Genomic DNA, 16529 nt, shown 5'->3' with positions numbered 1-16529 from the left:
ACGCTCGGCTGGGAAACCCCAGCCGAGCGCCTGCATAAACTCGTCGCGGCCTGATCAAACCGACCACATGTTGCAACGACCCCTGGAAACCGCCCACGGTGGGGGCGGGGCTTCGTGGTGTCGGGTAACGCTTCGGCATCCTCCGCTCCGCCCACCATTGACACCCCTACGACAGGGCGCTTACGGTCCTTCCCTAGCGACTGGAAAGTTTCCTAACAGTTCGTCCGAAACCCGCCCGCTCCCCACGCCGGGGACACCCGCGGGACGTCGACGACCAGCCGGAAGAGGAGGATGCCGGGCATGACCAAGAGCACCGCCAAGGCCCCCCTCGCCGGCACCCCCAGTCTGCTGCGCGCCATCAACGACCGCGCCGCCCTCGAACTGCTGCTGGAGAACGGGCCGCTCTCCCGTACCCAGATCGGCACCCTCACCGGGCTGTCCAAGCCCACCGCCTCCCAGCTGCTGGCCCGGCTGGAGGCGGCCGGGCTGGTCCTGCCGGTCGGTACCACGGCGGGCGGGCCCGGCCCCAACGCCCGGCTGTACCAGGTGAATCCGGCCGCCGGGTACGTCGCCGGACTGGACGTCACCAACAGCGGTATCGAGGTCGCCGTCGCCGACATCACCGGCACCACGCTGGCCGGGCACACCGTGCCGACCAAGGGCGTGCCGGCGGCCGCGACCGTGCCCACCGTCGCCGCCGCGGTAGCCGAGGCGGTCCGGGCCGCCGGTCTGCCGGAGGGCGCCCTGCGCACCGTCGCGATCGGGGTCGGCGGCGCCCCCGACCCGGTCACCGGCAAGCTGCGCTACGCCTCCCACCTGCCGGGCTGGCACTCGCCGCGGCTGGTCGAGGAGCTGACCGAGGCGATCGGCGCGCCGGTGTCGATCGAGAACGACGTGAACCTGGCCGCCGTCGCCGAGCGGTCCTCGGGCGCCGCGGCCGGCTTCGAGGACTTCGTCCTGCTCTGGGCCGGGGCCGGGGTCGGCGCGGCGATCGTGATCGCCGGGCGGCTGCACCGCGGCTTCACCGGCGGCGCCGGGGAGGTCGGCTACATGCCGCTGCCCGACTCCCCGGTCGAGTGGGACGCCCGCCGCCGCAAGTTCGGCGGGTTCCAGGCGCTGGTCGGCGCGCCCGCCGTCCGGTCGCTGGCCCGTGAGCACGGGCTCGGCGCGGCCACCGCGCAGGAGTCCATCGCCAGGGCGCTGGCCACCCCCGGCGCCGGCGACGCCTTCCTCGCCGAGCTGGCCGGGCGGCTCGCCGTCGGGCTGGCGGTGATCGTCGCCGTCGTCGACCCCCAGCTGGTGGTCCTCTCCGGTGTGGTGCCGAGCGCGGGCGGCGAACGGCTGCGCGCGCTGGTCGAGGACGAACTGGCGCGGATCTCCATCGCCCGGCCGGAGGTCCGCAGCACCGCCCTGTCCGGCTCGCCGGTCCTGCTCGGCGCCCTGCAACGTGCCCTGTCCGACGCCCGCGAGGCGGTCTTCTCCACCCACTGACGCCCGCCCCCGATCAACTCGACGCACCCACTGACGCTCCCCCTGTCACCTCGCCACCTGCACCCACCTCTCCCCAACCCCCGAACGCGGGACCCGAGGCAACGAGGCCTGCCCGCGCACCCCCAGGAGGATCCCGAAGTGCACGCCACCACCTCCCGCAGAGGCCGCCGCACGATCGCCGCCGTCGCCGGCAGCGCCGTCCTGGCCCTGCTCGCCTCCGCCTGCACCGGTTCCAGCGACTCGGGCGGCTCCGACGACTCGGCCAGCGGCAAGGACGTCACCATCACCTTCTGGCACGGCTGGAGCCAGGAGAACGAGAAGAAGGCGATCAACGACAACATCGCCGCCTTCGAGAAGGCCCACCCCAACATCCACGTCAAGTCCGTGGACGGCCTCGAGGACGACAAGGTCAACCAGGCCCTGCGGGCGGGCGGCTCGGACGCGCCGGACGTGGTCTCCTCCTTCACCACCAACAACGTCGGCATGTTCTGCTCGACCAAGGCCTTCGTCGACCTCAAGCCGATGCTCCAGAAGAGCGGCATCGACCCGGTCAAGACCTTCCCGGCCGCGATGCTCAACTACACGCAGTTCCAGGGCAACCAGTGCTCGCTGCCGCTGCTCGGCGACGCGTACGGCCTGTACTACAACAAGAAGGCCTTCGCCGACGCCGGCATCGCCAACCCGCCGAAGACCTTCAGCGAGTTCGCCGAGGACGCCGCCAAGCTGACCGTCGCCGACGGCGACTCGTACAAGCAGCTCGGCTACATGCCGCTGTACCACGGCTACGAGTCCACCACCGAGCACTTCCTCGGCCAGTACGGCGCGACCTACTTCGGCGCCGACGGCAAGTCGAACATCGCCACCGACCCGAAGGTCGCCGCGATGTTCAAGTGGCAGAAGGGCCTGGTCGACCAGCTCGGCGGCTACGACAAGCTGGAGAAGTACCGCGCGACCTTCGGCGAGGAGTTCAGCGCCAAGAACCCCTTCCACACCGGCCAGGTCGCGATGGCCCTCGACGGCGAATGGCGCACCGCCTCGCTCGCCAAGGACAAGCCCGACTTCGAGTGGGCCACCGCCGCCTTCCCCGTCCCGGACGACCAGGCCGACACCTACGGCCGCGGCTACCAGACCGGCACCATCATCGGCATCGCCAGCACCAGCAAGAAGCAGGCCGCCGCCTGGGAGTTCGTCAAGTACCTGACCACGGACACCGACGCGGTGGTGAACTTCTCCAACGCGATCCACAACGTGCCGAGCACCTTCGAGGCGCTGGACTCGCCGAAGCTGGTGAGCGACCGGAACTTCAAGACCTTCCTGGACGTCGCCAAGAACGCCCACTCCGGCACCACCCCGCCGGCCGTCAACGGCGGCAGCTACCTCATCACCCTGCAGAACCTCGGCTACGACTACGAGTCCGGCAAGCAGGGCGACCTCCAGGCGGGTCTGGCCGCCACGGCCAAGCAGATCGACACCGACATCGCCCAGGCCAAGTAGGCCGGGGAACGGTCCACGGAGCTCCCATGTCACTCGCGTTCGGCACCCGCAAGGGAAGCGACGAGGCCGACGCGGGACCGACCGGCCCGGCGGCGCCCTCCACGCAGCACCTGCTGCGCCGGAAGCGCCGCCGGGAGGCGGCCCGCACCCTCGCCTTCCTCTCCCCCTGGCTGATCGGGTTCAGCGTCTTCTTCGCCTACCCGCTCGTCTCCACCGCCTACTTCTCCTTCACCTCGTACAACGGCTTCGGCGCCCCGACCTTCAGCGGCCTGAAGAACTGGGACTACGTCTTCAACCACCTGCCGACCTTCTGGCAGGGCCTGCGCAACACCCTGTGGCTGGTCGTCGTGATGGTGACCCTGCGGGTCGTCTTCGGCCTGGGCATCGGGATGCTGATCACCAAGGTGAAGACCGGCGCCGGCTTCTTCCGCACCGCCTTCTACCTGCCGTACCTGGCCCCGCCGGTGGCCGCCACCGTCGCCTTCGCCTTCCTGTTCAACCCCGGCACCGGCCCGGTCAACCACCTGCTGGGCGAGCTCGGCCTGCCGCAGCCCGGCTGGTTCGCCTCCGCGGACTGGTCCAAGCCCGCGCTCACCCTGCTCGCCATGTGGGGCGTCGGCGACCTGATGGTCATCTTCATGGCCTCGCTGCTGGACGTCCCCCGGGAGCAGTACGAGGCGGCCTCGCTGGACGGCGCCGGCCCGTTCCAGCGGTTCCGGTACGTCACCCTGCCGAACATCTCGCCGATCATCATGTTCGCGGTGGTCACCGGGGTGATCCAGACCATGCAGTACTACACCCAGGCGATCGTCGCCGGGAAGGTCGCCAGCGGCATCGCGGGCGGCTCCGGCCAGCCCTTCGAGCCCGGCTTCCCGAACGGCTCCACCTGGACCCTGCCGCAGATGGTCTACAAGCTCGGCTTCCAGAGCTTCAACTACGGCGCGGCCTGCGTCGTCGCCCTGGTGCTGTTCGCCATCTCGATGGCCGTCACCTCGATCCTGCTCCGCCGCCGGTCCGGCTTCATGGCGAGCGACGACTAGCGGCCCGTGAGGACCTGATCATGACTCTTGGCTCCACGCTCACGAGGGCCCCGGCCGCGGCCGGCCCCTCCCGCCCCGGCGGACCCGCCGCCCGGGCCGCCCGCCGCCGCGCGGCCCTCAACTGGGTCGCCGTGCACGCGCTGGCCATCGCCGCCGCGCTGTTCTTCCTGCTGCCCTTCGTGTTCGTCTTCCTCACCTCGGTGATGTCGGACCGGCAGGCGCTCACCACCGACTACTGGCCGACCAGCTGGAACTGGGGCAACTACGGCAAGGTCTGGGACACCCCCGGCTTCCTCACCTGGTGGCGCAACACCCTGCTGTACGCCGTGGCCGGCACCGTGCTGACCGTGGTCTCCAGCCTGCCGGTGGCCTACGCGCTCGCCAAGTTCCGCTTCCGCGGCCGCAACCTGGCGCTGATGGCGGTCATCGCGATGATGATGCTGCCGCCGCAGGTCACCGTCATCCCGATGTACCTGTTCTGGTCCAAGCAGATGGGCCTGAGCAGCTCGCTCTGGCCGCTGATCATCCCGATGGCCTTCGGCGACGCGTTCACCATCTTTCTGCTGCGCCAGTTCCTGATGACCATCCCCAGGGAGTACATCGAGGCCGCCCGGATCGACGGCTGCGGCGACCTGCGCACCCTGCTGCGGGTGGTCCTGCCGATGGCCAAGCCGGCCATCGCGGCGGTCGCGCTGTTCCAGTTCTTCTACTGCTGGAACGACTACTTCGGCCCGCAGATCTACGCCAGCAACAACCACGACTCCTGGACGCTCAGTTACGGGCTGGAGTCCTTCAAGGCCGCCCACCACACCAACTGGAACCTCACCATGGCCGCCACCATGATGGTGATGGCCCCGGTGATCGTCCTCTTCTTCTTCGCTCAGAAGGCCTTCATCGAAGGCGTGACACTGACAGGGGTCAAGGGCTGATGTCCGCACTGAAGTTGGCAATCGTCGGCGGGGGTTCGACGTACACTCCGGAGCTGATCGACGGCTTCGCCCGGCTGCGCGACACCCTGCCGGTCGGCGAGCTGGTGCTGATCGACCCGGCCGCCGAGCGGCTGGAGCTGATCGGCGGCCTGGCCCGGCGGATCTTCGCCCGGCAGGGCCACCCCGCGGTCGTCACGGTGACCACGGACCTGGCGGCGGGCGTCGCGGACGCCGACGCCGTGCTGCTCCAGCTGCGCGTCGGCGGGCAGGCGGCCCGCAACCAGGACGAGACCTGGCCGCTGGAGTGCGGCTGCGTCGGGCAGGAGACCACCGGCGCCGGCGGGCTCGCCAAGGCGCTGCGCACCGTCCCGGTGGTGCTGGACATCGCCGAGCAGGTGCGCCGGACCAACCCGGACGCCTGGATCGTGGACTTCACCAACCCGGTCGGCATCGTCACCCGGGCGCTGCAGACCGCCGGCCACAAGGCCGTCGGGCTGTGCAACGTCGCGATCGGCTTCCAGCGCAAGTTCGCCGGGCACCTGGGCGTGGACCCAGAGCTGGTCCGGCTCGACCACGTCGGGCTCAACCACCTGACCTGGGAGCGCGGGGTGACCCTGCTGGACGCCCCGGGCGCCACGACCGGGCGCGAGGTGCTCCCCGAGCTGCTCTCCTCGCACGGCAAGGAGATCGCCGAGGACCTGCACCTGCCGCAGGCCGTCATCGAGCGGCTCGGCGTCGTGCCGTCCTACTACCTGCGGTACTTCTACCAGCACGACGCCGTGGTGGCGGAGCTGAGGGAGCAGGGCTCGCGGGCCGCGCAGGTCGCCGAGATCGAACGGCAGCTGCTGGAGCTGTACGCCGACCCGGCCCTGGACACCAAGCCCGAGCTGCTCGGCAAGCGCGGCGGCGCCTTCTACTCGGAGGCGGCCGTCCAGCTGATCGCCGCGCTGCTCGGCACCGGCGGCGGCACGTCCGTCCAGGTGGTGAACACCCGCAACGACGGCGTGCTGCCGTTCCTGCCCGACGACGCCGTCATCGAGGTGCCGGCCGAGGTGGACGCGCGGGGCGTGCGCCCGCTGCCGCAGCGGCCCGTCGAGCCGCTGTACGCCGGACTGGTCGCCGCCGTCACCGCGTACGAGCAGCTCGCCCTCGACGCCGCCCTGCGCGGCGGCCGCGACCGGGTCTTCGACGCCCTGCTCGCCCACCCGCTGGTCGGCCAGATCGAGCTGGCCGACCAGCTCACGGACCGCCTGCTCGCCCACAACCGCGAGCACCTCGCCTGGGCCTGACCCGGCCCGCTCCGCGCCGTCCGGCGACCGCCCCCGGTCGCCGGACGGGCACCGCGAGGAGACCGTCCACCCCCGGCCGGGGACCTTTCGGCCGGGCCACCCGGCCGGGACCACCGCCGGGCACCCGGCCGACGACCAACGGCCCGGGCCACGTACGAGCCGCGGGGACCTGATGACCCACCAGCCCGAACCACTCCTGCCCGGCGTCCTCGCCATCGACGCGGGGAACTCCAAGACCGACGTCGCCCTGATCGGCACCGACGGCAGCATCCTCGGCACCGCCCGCGGCGGCGGCTTCGAACCGCAGAAGATCGGCGGCGCGGCGGCCGTCGCCGGCCTCGCCCCGCTGGTCGAGCAGGCCGCTGCCGAGGCCGGCCACCCGTCCTGGAGCGGCGTGCTCACCGGCCACGTCAGCGCCTGCCTGGCCAACGCCGACCTGCCGGTCGAGGAGGAGGCGCTGCGGGTGGCGCTGGAGTCCCACCCCTGGGGCGCCGGCAACACCGTCGTCAACGACACCTTCGGCCTGCTGCGGGCCGGCACCGACGGCCCGCGCGGGGTCGCGGTGGTCTGCGGCGCCGGGATCAACTGCGTCGGCCTGCTCCCGGACGGCCGCACCGCCCGCTTCCCCGCCCTCGGCGAGCTCACCGGCGACTGGGGCGGCGGCTCCGGACTCGCCGTCGCCAGCATGTGGCACGCCGTCCGCGCGGAGGACGGGCGCGGCGGGCCGACCGGGCTCGCCCGCGCCATCGCCGAGCACTTCGGCCTGCCCGGCGCCGGCGCCGTCGCCGAGGCCGTCCACCTCGGGCACCTGCCGAACGCGCGGCTGCACGAGATCGTCCGGGTACTGTTCGCCGTCGCGGACGAGGGCGACGAGGTGGCGCGGGGGCTGATCGACCGCCAGGCCGACGAGATCGTCCGGCTCGCGGTGGTGGCGCTCCGCCGCCTGGACCTGCTGGACACCCCGACCCCGGTGGTGCTGGGCGGCGGCGTGCTCGCCTCCCGGCATCCGCTGCTGCTGGACAACGTGACCGCCCGGCTCGCCGAGGCCGCGCCGCTGGCCGAGCCGCGCGTCGTCGTCGCCCCGCCGGTGCTGGGCGCGGCGCTGCTCGGCCTCGACCACCTGGCGGCGGGCGCGCGGGCGCAGGCCCGGGTGCGCGAGGCGTACGAGGCGGGCCGGCCGGTGGCCGCCTGACGGCCGCCACCTGCTCCCCTGCCGCCGCCTGACGGCCGCTCATCGGCTCCCCTCCCCCGCCGGATCCGCACATCCGGCGGGGGAGGGGCCCTGGCGGGAACCACGGGCCGGGCCCCGGTCGTGTTAAGCGGGTACCGCCAACCGCCGCCGCCCGGGGAGACTTGTGTCATGGCCACCCCCCGCATGCTCCTCGCCGCCGCCCTGCTGGCCTGCGGCGCCGCCGCCGTCCTCACCGGCTGCACGCCCGCCGACTCCGGCCCCACCGTGGCCGCCGCCTCCGCCGCCGCGCTGGCCGACGAGGGCGCGGACGACCTGCTGGACGAGGACGACGGCCTCTTCTACGAGGAGGAGGAGTACTACTCCGGCTCGGCCGAGCCGTCCGCCGCCTTCTCCTCCGCCTCGCCCGACTCGTCCGCTTCGCCCGACGTGCCCGCCCCGGCGGACTCGCCGGACGCGCCCGCGTCTCCCGACGAACCCTCAGCCGAGCCCTCCACGGAGTCTTCCACCGGGCCCGGGTGCGCCGTTCCCACCGGCCGCCCCGGCCACGAGTTCCTCGTCGTCGTCTCCGCCGGACCGGCAGAACTCACCGCCCGGTCCGACCGCTTCAGCTGCGGCTCCGCCCGCTACGAGCCCGTCGGCAGCCCCGTCCACTACGGCTTCGCGGGGGCGGGCGTGGCGGCGACCCTGGTCGACGTCACCCACGACGAACCGGCCAGGACCGTCCCCCTCGACGAGCTGATCGCCCACATCGACGACTGCCTGGCCGAGCGCGAACCGGCCGACCCGTACGGCTGCCACGGCAACGCCTACGACGTGGTGCTGGACTCGCACGGCCGGATCATGCGGATCGGCGAGGTCGAGGGCCCCTGAGTCGGCCTTCGGCGACGACCTGACGGCGCATACGGTGTAGAAGCGCCTCTCAACTGTTGGCATTCGGCTGCGCTACGCGCATCAACCCACGTCCAGCTGCGGGCTTTTGACGTTCGCTACGTCCGCCCGGGCGTTCCTTGGGGCTGGTCTTACCCTTTGCGTGCTTGAAGCGGTTTCGGCGGCGGTGCTTTGCTTCCGGCGGTCGGCGGTGAACCGGTCCCCCATCCCACCCCGCTGGTCGTCCCTGACGGGCCGCCGGCAGGTCCGGCTCGCCGTCGTCGTGCTCCTCCCCCTTCGTCCCCCACCGTGCCGCCGCGCCGTACCCGGGCGCGGCCGGCACCAGAGAGGAACCCTCACGATGGGCATCTCCCCCACCTCCCGCCGGATGCGACTGCGGGCCCTGACCGGGCTCAGCGCCCTGGCGCTGGCCGCCGCCGGCTTCGCGGCCGCCCCGGCCGCCCAGGCGGCCCAGGACAACCGGCCGGCCGGCGAGTTCGCCGGACAGCCGCACCCCTACCGGCACGGCGCGCACCCGACCAAGGAGGCCGGCAACTCCGCGAAGGCCGCGGGCAACAACCTCAGCTACGGCGGCGGCGTCGACGGCATCGGCGTCACCACCGGCGCGCCGAAGGTCTACCTGGTCTTCTGGGGCTCCCAGTGGGGCACCCAGGGCACCAACTCCAGCGGCTACACCACCCTGACCGGCGACCCGAAGGGCGAGGCCGTCCGGGCGCAGCAGCTGTTCAAGGGCCTCGGCACCAACAGCGAGACCTGGTCCGGCGTCATGACCCAGTACTGCGAGGGCGTCGCCGCGGGCGCGACCAGCTGCCCGACCGGTTCGACGCACGTCGGCTACCCGACCGGCGGCGCGCTGGCCGGCGTCTGGGTCGACGGGTCCGCCGCCGCGCCGGGCCAGGCCAGCGGCAACCAGCTGGCCGCCGAGGCCGTCAAGGCGGCCGGGCACTTCGGCAACACCACCGCCGCCTCCAACCGCAACGTGCAGTACGTGGTGCTGTCGCCGACCGGCACCCACCCGGACGGCTTCAACACCCCGAACGGGGGCTTCTGCGCCTGGCACGACTGGAACGGCGACACCACCCTGAGCGGCGGCGCGGCCTCCTCCCCGTACGGCGACGTGGCGTTCACCAACGACCCGTACGTGACCGACATGGGCAGCTCCTGCGGCCAGAACTACGTCAACAGCGGCAGCGCGGGCACCCTGGACGGCGTGACCGTCGTGTACGGCCACGAGTACTCGGAGACCATCACCGACCAGAACCCGGCGGGCGGCTGGACCGACTCGACCGGGTACGAGAACGCCGACAAGTGCTCCTGGAACGGGGTCGGCGGGACGGGCGGCGCGCAGAACGTGACGTTCGCGACGGGCTCGTTCGCCATGCAGGGCACCTGGTCGAACGGCGTGAGCGGCTGCCAGATCTCGCACGCGGTCGTCCACTGACGACCGGGTGAGGCGAGCGCCGGAGTGGGCCGTGCGGGCCCGCTCCGGCGCTCTCGCGTGACGCGCTCTGCATGCTTTTCGCGCCTTACGCGCCTTACGCGCCTTACGCGCTTTACGCGCTTTACGCGCTTCACACGCTTCTACGCGCTGACCAGCCCGAACTCGTAGGCCTGGATGACCAGGTGGACCCGGTCGCGGGCGTCGAGCTTGGTGAACAGCCGGGCGACGTGGGCCTTGGCGGTGGCCACGCTGATGGTGAGCTCCGCGGCGATCTCGGCGTTGGACAGGCCCCGGCCGACCAGGGTGAGCACCTCCCGCTCGCGCTCGGTGACGGCCTCGGCGACCGGCCTGCGGGGCCTGGCCGCGGCGTCGGCGTCCGGGCGGGCGGCGAACTCGCCGATCAGCCGGCGGGTGATGCCGGGGGCCAGCAGGGCGTCCCCGGCGGCGACCACCCGGACGCCGTCCAGGATGGTCTCCAGGGCGAGGTCCTTGACCAGGAAGCCGCTCGCCCCGGCCCGCAGCGCGCCGTAGACGTAGTCGTCGTCGTCGAAGGTGGTGAGGACGAGGACGTGGGTGGGCAGGTCCGGGTCGGCGGTGATCCGGCGGGTGGCCTCGATGCCGTCCATGCCGGGCATCCGGATGTCCATCACGGCGACGTCGGGGCGCAGCCGGGCGACCAGTTCGACGGCCTCGGCGCCGTTGCCGGCCTCGCCGACCACCTCCAGGTCGGGGGCGTCGGCGATCAGCACGCGCAGGCCGGTGCGGATGAGCGGCTGGTCGTCGACCAGGACGACACGGATCACGGTCCCACCTCCACGGGGGTCTCGACGGCGGTCTCGACGGCGGTCCCGACGGCGGTCCCGACGGCGGTCCCGACACCGGGCTCGCCGGGGGTCTGCACGGCCGGGGTCCGCACGGCCGTGGCCTCGGGGAGCGGCAGCCGCGCGGCGACCCGGAAGCCGCCCTCGGGGCGCGGGCCGGCCGCGAACTCGCCGTCCAGCAGGGCGACCCGCTCGCGCATGCCGGCCAGCCCGTAGCCGGTACCGGGGGTGCCGGTCGCCGCGCCCGCGCCCAGGTCGACGACGGTGACGTCGAGCTCCCGCGGCCCGTACCCGACGGTGACGTGGCAGTCCCGGGTGCCGGAGTGCTTGACCACGTTGGTGACCGCCTCCTGGACGATCCGGTAGGCGGCGAGGTCCACCTCGGACGGCAGCGGACGGGCTTCGCCGCGGCGGGTGAGCGCCACCCGCACCCCGGCGCCCGCCGCCTTCTCCACCAGCCGGTCCAACTCGCCCAGTCCGGGCATCACTTCGAGCGGCGCCGGCTCCCCCTCGCCCTGCCGCAGCGCGCCGAGCATCCGGCGCAGCCCGGCCAGGGTCTCCCGGCTGGTGGCCTCGATCGCCTCCAGGGCGGCCCGGGTCTCGGCGGGCTGGGTGTCCATGACCCGGCTGCCCATGCCGGCCTGGATCGCGATGATGCCGATGTTGTGGGCCACCATGTCGTGCAACTCGCGGGCGATGCGCAGCCGTTCGGCGGTGATGGCCTGCTCGGAGGCCCGGCCGCGCAGCGCCTCGGTGTGGGCCCGGCCCTGGTGCACGGTGTTGCCGATCAGCCAGGCGATCAGCACGGTGGCCGCGAAGCCCCCGTAGGCGAGCGGGTTGACGGGGTAGTCGTTGACGGCGCCCCAGAGCAGCAGCCCGGCGAGGGTGGCGAGCGGCAGCGCCAGGGCGGTGAGCGAGACCCGGCGGGAGCGGGTGGCCGCGCAGTAGCCGACCACCGCGTCGGCGATCAGGAACTGGAGCGGCGCCGCCTCCGGGACGCCCCACATCCCGAGCGCGAACATCCCGCCCCCGAGCGCCACCACGACGGCGAGCAGCGGCAGCCGGACCAGCAGCGTCGCGACCAGGGTGGTGACCACCGCGGTGACCACCATCGGCATGTCCTCGGGATTGCCGTGGTAGTTCAGCAGGTGGTGCAGCTCGTTCTCGCGCGTGAAGAAGCGGAACGCGACCAGGGCCGTCCACAGCGCCCCCACCCACACGCCCGCGGGCAGGCGCCTGAGCAGCGGCGGACGGGGTTCGGTGATCATGACGCGATGGTAGCGGCGGCCCGGACGGCGGCACATTGGCCCGGGGGCGTAATCCCCGGGGCCAGTGCGGCCGCCCGCGGTTGTGGCCCGCGGCCCGATGCCCGGGCGGGGGCCCGACCGGCAGCGTTGTCCCCGTGATCGAGATCGAGCGACTGACCAAGCGGTACGGCGCCACCACGGCCGTCGACCAGTTGACCTTCACCGTCCGGCCCGGCACCGTGACCGGCTTCCTCGGCCCCAACGGGGCGGGCAAGTCCACCACGCTGCGGATGATCCTGGGCCTCGACACCCCCACCGGGGGGAGTGCCACCGTGGCCGGGGTGCCCTTCGCGAACCGGCCGCGCGGCCTGCGGCACGTCGGCGCCCTGCTGGACGCGGGCGACGTGCACGGCGGGCGCAGCGCCCGGGCCCACCTGTCGGCCCTGGCCCGGAGCAACCGCATCCCGCTCCGGCGGGTGGACGAGGTGCTGGCCGAGGTCGGGCTCGGCAAGGCCGCCGGGCGCCGGATCGGCGGCTACTCGCTGGGCATGAAGCAGCGGCTCGGCATCGCGGGCGCGCTGCTCGGCGACCCGCCGGTGCTGCTCTTCGACGAGCCGCTCAACGGGCTGGACCCGGAGGGCGTGCTCTGGGTGCGCGGGCTGTTCCGCCGGCTCGCCGCCGAGGGGCGCACCGTCTTCGTCTCCAGCCACATGATGGCCGAGATGGAGCACACCGCCGACCGACTGGTGGTGATCGGGCGCGGCCGGCTGATCGCGGACGAGAGCCTCGCCGAGTTCTCGGCCCGCAACGCGGTCTCCTCGGTGGCCGTCCGAGGACCCGAACTCGCCTCGCTGGCCGGGGTCCTGCGCGCGGAGGGGGCCGAAGTACGGCTGACGGAGCCGGGGTTCGGGACCGTCACCGGGATGCCGGCCGAACGGATCGGCGAACTCGCGCTGCGGCACGGCGTGGTGCTGCACGAACTGGCCGCCCGGACGTCGTCGCTGGAGTCGGCGTTCATGTCCCTGACCGCCGACAGCGTCGAGTACCTGGCAGGAGAAGCCCGATGAGCAGCATGAACGCCATGGCCCTCGGTTCCACCGGTTCCGGCGGTTCCACCGGTTCCGTCGCCGAGCCGGCCCCCCGGTTCCTCGACCTGCTCGCCGCCGAGTGGATCAAACTGCGCTCGCTGCGCTCCACCTACTGGGTGCTGGCGCTGGCCTCGCTGGTGGCGATCGCGGTCAACGTGAACGCCGTCCACACCGACCTGACGTACATCGACCACCCGCCCGCGCCGATGCCCGGGCGCTCCCCGTACACCTACGACCCGCTGTTCCACGGCCTCGGCAGCATCGCGAGCGACCTGATGGCGGTCGCGGCCGGCAGCCTCGGGGCGATCACCGTCTTCGGCGAGTACACCACCGGCCTGATCCGCACCACCTTCGCCGCCGTCCCGGACCGGCGCGGCGTGATCGCGGCCAAGGTGCTGCTGATCGGCGGGATCACCGCGCTCGCCGGGCTCGCCGTCTCGGCGGTCTCCTTCCTCACCATCAACGCGATGCTGGCCTCCCGGCACGTCGGGCTCTCCATCACCGACGCGGGCTGCCTGCGGGCCGTGCTCGCCTACGCGGCGATCGTGCCGGTCTGCGCGCTGATCGGGATGGCGCTGGGCGCGCTGCTGCGGCACGCCACCGCCTCGATCGTGTCGCTGGTGATGCTGATGTTCATCCTGCCGATGATGTTCGGCGGGGACCGCTACCGGTGGCTGAAGGAGATCGGCACCCACCTGCCGCTGGCCACCGTGCAGCGGCTCACCATCACACCGAACTCCAGGACCACGATGGGGAAGTACGCGCCGAGCGTGCTGGACTCGTGGATCACCATGGGGGTGTGGGGCGCGGTGGCGGTGGCGGTGACGGTGGTCGTGGTGCGGCGACGGGACGTATGAGGTATCGGGGTGCCCCGGGCCTCGGGGCATCCCAGGCGGCGGGTCACCCCGGGCCTCGGGTCACCCCAGGCCGAGGCGCCGCGCCGTCGCGGCGGGCAGCGGGTACGGGCGCTCGGGCGGCAGCAGCCGCTGCGCCTTCGCCGCCTGCCCGCCGCGGACCAGCGCGGCGATCCGCTGCACCTGCGGGGTGAGGTCGGTGAGCCCGACGACCCACTCCTCGGCGTAGCGGCGGACCAGCGACCGGCCGACGCCCACCTGGATGCTGTAGTGGTTCAGCGCCGCCCCGCGCAGCGACCGCTCCGGGTCCCACTGCACGTGGACCTCGGCGCGGGCCACCTCCTCCGGGTGCGCGGTGGTCAGGACGGCGCGGGCGAGCGCCTCCTCCCAGCCCTCCCGGGTGATCCGGACCGCCAGCACCCTGGTCTGGCCGGGCTTCTGCGCCCAGTTGCTGCGGTGCATCAGCCAGCGGAACGAGGGCTTGATCCACGTCATCCGGTGGAAGCCGAACGGCGCCGTGAACCGGCCCGCCGCCAGCGCCGCGTCGGCGATCGCCGGCGGGTAGGCCTGGTAGAGCACGATCGTCCGCCCGTCGTGGTCGGCCCGGATCTCGCGCAGAGCGGTCATCCCGCGCCACCCCCTTCCGCCCCGGCACGCTGCCCGCCCGGCCACGCTGCCAGCACCGACGGCACGGTGCAACGGGATTAGGGCACGCCTACGGGTGCGGCGCTACGGCCCCCGGGGTCAGGCCGCGGCGGCGCCCGCCTTGGTGCGGAAGGCGCCGAGGGTGGCCGCCGGGACGCCGCAGGAGGGGAGGAAGGAGGCGGCGCCGCCGTGGTGGGTGCGGACGCGGTCGAGGAAGACGGACATGGCCTCGGCCGGGGCCTCCAGGAGGGGCGCGGGGATGGTCAGGTTGCGGCCCCGGGAGTCGGTGACGCGGGAGGTGGTGTGGTCGTTGAGGGCGGTGCGGTGGCGCTCGGCGAGGCCCGCGAAGATCTGCGGGAGGGCGTCGGCGGTGCGGGTGTAGTCGGCGACGATGTGCTCGGCGGGGACGCCGAGGAGGTCCAGCAGGAGGGCGGTCAGCAGGCCGGTGCGGTCCTTGCCGGCGGCGCAGTGCAGCAGGACGGCGCCGGGGCGGACGGTGGCGTCGACGGCGGCGGCCACCGCGTCGGGCGCGGACTCGGCCAGCAGGACGTAGAAGTCGCCCAGGTCGGCGGCGGTGGCCATGGTGCCCATCCGCGCGGTGAGGGCGTCGGTGGCGGGGTTCACCGGGGCGGCGACGACGGATATCCCGGCGGCCTCGGCGGCGGCCCAGTCGGCGGGGTCGGTCTCGCGCGGGTCGCGCAGGTCCACGATGGTGCGGATGTCGCAGCCGCGCAGCTGGGCGACGGTGGCCTCGTCGGCGGCCGGGAACGGCTGGGCGGAGCGGTACAGCACACCGGGGCGGACCCGCCGGCCCTCGGGGTCGCCGAGGGCGGCGGCGTCGCGGAAGTTGACCAGGGACATGCGGGAGGCCTTTCGGTGGGGCCGCACCCGGGAGGAGACGGGGAGATCCGGAGGCGGAGACATCTAGACGTCTAGATGTGTAACCCCTCGGGGGGCCGCCGGGCAAGCCTCGGTGGCGCGGGTCTCGCCGACGCGGGCCTCGATCGGTACATCCTTCTATCCCACGCCCATCGCCCGCCCACGGCGACCCGGGGGCCGCGGTGTCCCGTACGGCACGGCGCCCGGGCGGCCCCAGCGGTGACGAGGGGCACAGGCGGCACGGGCGGCACAGGCGGCACAGGCGGCACGGGCGGCACGGGCGGCACGGGCGGCCCGAGCGGCGCAGGCGGCACGAGCGACGCAGGCAGGCCGGGCGGCCCGGGCGGGCTCCGTAGGATCGGGCCCGTGGCGACGAACCCCCCGGACACCCCGAGCTCCCCGAACACCCCGGTGTACCGCCGCCTGGCCCGCCGGCTCCAGGAGCGCGTCGACGCCGGCGCCTACCCGCCCGGCACCCGGCTGCCCAGCGAGCCCGAGCTGAGCGCCGAGTTCGGCGTGAACCGGCTGACCGTACGGCAGGCGGTGGCGGAGCTGGAGCGGGCCGCCGTGGTGGAGATCCGCCGGGGCGTGGGCACCTTCGTCCGCCCGCCCGCCGTCCGGGTGTCGATCGCCGTGGACCCGCGCAGCCAGCGCTTCGACCTCGGCAGCGTGCCCACCGCGCTGCCGAACGACGAGTCCACCGACGGCGAGTTCGTGGTGGCCGCCCCGCCCGTCACCGGCTCGGCGCAGGACGCGGAGGCGGCCCGCCAGCTGGGCCGCACTCCGGCGGAGCTGTCCCGGGTGGACTCGGTGATCCGGCTGGGCGGGCGGGCCCGGGCGGCGTGCAGCTACTGGGTGCCGTTCGGCCCGCTGCCCGCCGAGCTGGTCCGGCCGGGCCGCCCCGGGAACCTGGTGCCGGACCTGGCGCGGGCCGCCGGGGTGGAGCTGGAGTACGACTGGCGGGCCTTCGGCGCCGTCGGCGCGGACCTCGCGGACGCCGAGCTGCTGGGCGTCCCGCCGGGCACCGCGCTGCTGGTGCGCGAGGGGGTCAGCTGCACCCCGGACGGCGCTCCGGCGCTGTACGTGCGGCGGCGGATCGACGGCAGCAGCGCCCGCTTCGTCCTGCACTTCCGGGACCGGTAGCGGGGGCCGCCGCGGCGGGCGGCAGCGGCCGGCGGCCGGGGCCTCCTCGGCTGGTGGCAGGGGCCGCCGCGCCCGTTCCCGGCCGGAG

The 16529-nt window shown here is 73.7% G+C and carries 15 protein-coding genes; 11 read left to right on the top strand and 4 right to left on the bottom strand.

The features are described from left to right. Positions 1 to 300 precede the first annotated feature (300 nt). The 8 genes from ACFY4B_RS35875 (at position 301) to ACFY4B_RS35840 (ending at position 9764) form a co-directional block, all read left to right on the top strand. Positions 301 to 1491 (top strand): ROK family transcriptional regulator, encoded by a 1191-nt coding sequence (locus ACFY4B_RS35875; RefSeq protein WP_049651468.1) that lies wholly within the window; start codon positions 301 to 303, stop codon positions 1489 to 1491. 138 nt (positions 1492 to 1629) lie between these two features. Next, entirely contained in the window at positions 1630 to 2985 is a 1356-nt protein-coding gene (locus ACFY4B_RS35870) for an ABC transporter substrate-binding protein (RefSeq protein WP_049651467.1), read from the top strand. Between the two features lie 26 nt (positions 2986 to 3011). Continuing rightward, positions 3012 to 4025: a carbohydrate ABC transporter permease gene (locus ACFY4B_RS35865; RefSeq protein ID WP_117489905.1), complete on the top strand. Its 1014-nt coding sequence runs from the start codon at positions 3012 to 3014 to the stop codon at positions 4023 to 4025. A 20-nt stretch (positions 4026 to 4045) separates the two neighbouring features. Beyond that, complete coding sequence (locus tag ACFY4B_RS35860; RefSeq protein WP_049651466.1) at positions 4046 to 4954, top strand: carbohydrate ABC transporter permease; 909 nt, start codon at positions 4046 to 4048, stop codon at positions 4952 to 4954. Beyond that, positions 4954 to 6243, top strand: coding sequence for a 6-phospho-beta-glucosidase (locus tag ACFY4B_RS35855; protein ID WP_387974939.1), 1290 nt, complete (start codon positions 4954 to 4956; stop codon positions 6241 to 6243). The genes ACFY4B_RS35860 and ACFY4B_RS35855 overlap by 1 nt, the downstream gene beginning before the upstream one ends. A gap of 172 nt (positions 6244 to 6415) precedes the next feature. After that, entirely contained in the window at positions 6416 to 7435 is a 1020-nt protein-coding gene (locus ACFY4B_RS35850; RefSeq protein ID WP_387974936.1) for an N-acetylglucosamine kinase, read from the top strand. 168 nt (positions 7436 to 7603) lie between these two features. After that, positions 7604 to 8305 carry a hypothetical protein gene (locus tag ACFY4B_RS35845; protein ID WP_387974933.1) on the top strand — a complete coding sequence of 234 codons (702 nt, stop codon included), beginning with the start codon at positions 7604 to 7606 and terminating at the stop codon, positions 8303 to 8305. Between the two features lie 358 nt (positions 8306 to 8663). Next, the gene (locus ACFY4B_RS35840) at positions 8664 to 9764 is read left to right on the top strand and encodes a hypothetical protein (protein WP_387974931.1); all 1101 of its coding nucleotides are present in this window, start codon (positions 8664 to 8666) and stop codon (positions 9762 to 9764) included. A gap of 140 nt (positions 9765 to 9904) precedes the next feature. Here the strand turns inward: ACFY4B_RS35840 and ACFY4B_RS35835 are convergent, their stop codons facing one another. Then, positions 9905 to 10567: a response regulator transcription factor gene (locus ACFY4B_RS35835; protein ID WP_049653795.1), complete on the bottom strand. Its 663-nt coding sequence runs from the start codon at positions 10565 to 10567 to the stop codon at positions 9905 to 9907. Further along, on the bottom strand, positions 10564 to 11853 hold the full coding sequence (locus ACFY4B_RS35830; RefSeq protein WP_387974928.1) for a sensor histidine kinase: 1290 nt from the start codon (positions 11851 to 11853) through the stop codon (positions 10564 to 10566). The genes ACFY4B_RS35835 and ACFY4B_RS35830 overlap by 4 nt, the downstream gene beginning before the upstream one ends. Before the next feature lie 134 nt (positions 11854 to 11987). Here ACFY4B_RS35830 and ACFY4B_RS35825 point away from each other — a divergent pair, with 134 nt between their 5' ends. Both ACFY4B_RS35825 and ACFY4B_RS35820 read left to right on the top strand, forming a co-directional pair. Further along, positions 11988 to 12899, top strand: coding sequence for an ABC transporter ATP-binding protein (locus ACFY4B_RS35825; RefSeq protein ID WP_074005608.1), 912 nt, complete (start codon positions 11988 to 11990; stop codon positions 12897 to 12899). After that, the gene (locus ACFY4B_RS35820; RefSeq protein WP_387974925.1) at positions 12896 to 13777 is read left to right on the top strand and encodes an ABC transporter permease; all 882 of its coding nucleotides are present in this window, start codon (positions 12896 to 12898) and stop codon (positions 13775 to 13777) included. Before ACFY4B_RS35825 ends, ACFY4B_RS35820 begins: the two co-directional genes overlap by 4 nt. A gap of 60 nt (positions 13778 to 13837) precedes the next feature. On the opposite strand, the gene ACFY4B_RS35815 is transcribed toward ACFY4B_RS35820, so the two are convergent. Continuing rightward, positions 13838 to 14401 (bottom strand): DUF4291 domain-containing protein, encoded by a 564-nt coding sequence (locus ACFY4B_RS35815; protein WP_074005607.1) that lies wholly within the window; start codon positions 14399 to 14401, stop codon positions 13838 to 13840. A 117-nt stretch (positions 14402 to 14518) separates the two neighbouring features. Next, the gene (locus ACFY4B_RS35810) at positions 14519 to 15280 is read right to left on the bottom strand and encodes a tyrosine-protein phosphatase (protein WP_387974922.1); all 762 of its coding nucleotides are present in this window, start codon (positions 15278 to 15280) and stop codon (positions 14519 to 14521) included. Positions 15281 to 15664: 384 nt separating this feature from the next. Here ACFY4B_RS35810 and ACFY4B_RS35805 point away from each other — a divergent pair, with 384 nt between their 5' ends. Beyond that, positions 15665 to 16441, top strand: coding sequence for a GntR family transcriptional regulator (locus ACFY4B_RS35805; RefSeq protein WP_380742112.1), 777 nt, complete (start codon positions 15665 to 15667; stop codon positions 16439 to 16441). The last annotated feature ends 88 nt before the right edge of the window (positions 16442 to 16529 follow it).

Origin of the sequence: Kitasatospora sp. NPDC001261, assembly GCF_042896795.1 — a bacterium.
Taxonomy (GTDB): domain Bacteria; phylum Actinomycetota; class Actinomycetes; order Streptomycetales; family Streptomycetaceae; genus Kitasatospora.
This window is presented reverse-complemented; position numbering and strand designations above follow the sequence as displayed.